This window comes from Streptomyces katrae (assembly GCF_000966975.1).
GTDB classification, from domain to species: Bacteria; Actinomycetota; Actinomycetes; order Streptomycetales; family Streptomycetaceae; genus Streptomyces; species Streptomyces katrae.
The window spans coordinates 1-417 of sequence record NZ_JZWV01001730.1; the positions used below are offsets into that span (position 1 = coordinate 1).

The window sequence follows — 417 nt, forward strand, 5'->3', positions numbered from 1 at the left end:
CCCGGGTACGGATCGCCGCCTGCGACGCCGCCGACCGCGAAGCCCTCTCCGCACTCCTGGACTCCCTCGACCGGCCCCTGACCGCAGTCGTCCACGCCGCCGGGGTCATCGACGACGGGGTGGTCTCCTCCCTCACCGCCGAACGTGTCTCCGAAGTGCTGCGGCCCAAGGCGGACGCGGCCCGCCACCTGCACGAGCTGACCCGGGACTCCGGCCTCTCCGCGTTCGTCGTGTTCTCCTCGGCCGCCGGCCTGTTCGGCGGGGCCGGACAGGCCGGCTACGCCGCCGCCAACAGCTACCTCGACGCCCTGATGGCCGAGCGCCGTGCCGCGGGCCTGCCCGGCCTGTCCCTGGCCTGGGGCCTGTGGGCCGGTGTCGGAGGCATGGGCGACACCCTGTCCGAGGAGGACGTGGAGC

1 protein-coding gene is annotated in these 417 nt (G+C 74.8%); it reads left to right on the forward strand.

Features of this window, described 5'->3' with window-relative positions; all coding sequences use genetic code 11:
• Positions 1 to 417 (forward strand): KR domain-containing protein (locus tag VR44_RS40345; protein WP_045952676.1); only part of this gene is annotated, 417 nt, incomplete at both ends.